This is a genomic window from Erwinia sp. V71 (assembly GCF_965644245.1).
GTDB lineage: Bacteria > Pseudomonadota > Gammaproteobacteria > Enterobacterales > Enterobacteriaceae > Erwinia.
The window spans coordinates 1-1,326 of record NZ_CBFFRK010000237.1 but is presented as its reverse complement, the minus strand read 5'-3'; the positions used below and the strand labels follow the sequence as shown (position 1 = coordinate 1,326).

Below are 1,326 nucleotides of genomic sequence, written 5' to 3'. Positions count from 1 at the left end.
CCGGCAGCCTTCAGTGGTCTTTGCAGAGTTAAGACAGGCGGCTTAGCGTTGCACTTCGAACTTGAATCCGCCCAGAACTTTGAATGATTAAATCGCACCTTCCATAGTGATGCTTACGCGAATAGCCGGTATGAATACAGGGTTCGCGCTGCATGGCAGGCATCGAATAATTATGGTGGTTTCTCCTTTAGCTCTTTAACCGGCGGCACGATTGCCGGAAGAAGCTTTGCCCCGTTGCTTGAATATTTCAATGACCTGAAGGCGGCAGCGGACAGTGCGAAACCTGCTGCTGATAAAACGCCCCCCACGGCACCTGGCAGTCTGCAGGCCTCTGTCGATGTGAAGGAAAAAACCATTAACCTGACCTGGCAGCCTGCACAGGATAATGTCGGTGTTGTCAGTTACCGGATTTATCGCAATGGCGTCAATATTGACAGTGTGAAAATTCCCCACTGGAAAGATACCGCTGCACAGCCGGGAACGAAGTACGATTATTATCTGTTTGCCGTTGATGCGGCTGGGAATGTCTCGCCAGCCAGCAATCATGTTAGCGCTGAAATCCCTGTTGAGCAGAGCCAGGAAAAACCACGGGTTCCGGCCGGGCTGAGTGTGTCCGCCACGACTCAGACGACGCTGGATATCAGCTGGCAGCCGGTGACCAACGTGGCGATCAGCCAGTATACGGTTTATCGTGACGGCCTGAAGGTGCAGAGTTCACCTTTGCTTTCTTTCCATGACAGTGGCCTGTCGGCGAATACCACCTATATCTACTCTGTTGTCGCACAGTCTGTGGCCGGAGATTTGTCAGAACTTAGCGCACCGCTGCGCGCAGTTACGCTGGCCGATCCCGCCACTCTGCTTCCCGCCATTGCCGCCTGGGAAACGGATATCGCTTACGAGAGCGGTGATGTGGTGACTTATCACGGCAAAAAATATCAGTGTCTCCAGAGACATACTTCTATTCAGGACTGGAATCCGGAAGACGCCCTGTCGTTATGGAAGGTCGTGAAATAACGCCGGCGTAATCATCTTCGGGCGGTCAGTAACGATGACCGCCTGTTTCTTTTTTGTGGTATGCCATTTTTATTCTCTGCCCTGTCGCGGATTTTTATCGGGGAACACATCATGAAAGCAGATGCTATTCATCATTCCAGTGTGGCCAGTTTACTCATTCAGCCAGCCAGAACCGAGCTGGAGCAGGACAAAACACGACTGGCTGACAGAATCATGAAAATAAAAAATGTATCAGATGGCGGATTCAACTCCGAAGTGCAACGCTAAGCCGCCAATCTTAGCTCTGCAAACACCACAGACGGTTGCCTGAAT

2 protein-coding genes are annotated in these 1,326 nt (G+C 51.5%); both read left to right on the top strand.

Features of this window, described 5'->3' with window-relative positions:
• Positions 1 to 234: 234 nt before the first annotated feature.
• Complete coding sequence (locus ACSZO1_RS22370) at positions 235 to 1,014, top strand: fibronectin type III domain-containing protein (RefSeq protein WP_437616577.1); 780 nt, start codon at positions 235 to 237, stop codon at positions 1,012 to 1,014.
• Positions 1,015 to 1,125: 111 nt separating this feature from the next.
• On the top strand, positions 1,126 to 1,281 hold the full coding sequence (locus tag ACSZO1_RS22365; RefSeq protein ID WP_437616575.1) for a hypothetical protein: 156 nt from the start codon (positions 1,126 to 1,128) through the stop codon (positions 1,279 to 1,281).
• Positions 1,282 to 1,326 lie beyond the last annotated feature (45 nt).

What these genes read in the sequence shown, in the direction of transcription:
- ACSZO1_RS22365 (WP_437616575.1), top strand. Translation starts at nt 1,126, where the DNA reads ATGAAAGCAGATGCTATTCATCATTCCAGTGTGGCCAGTTTACTCATT.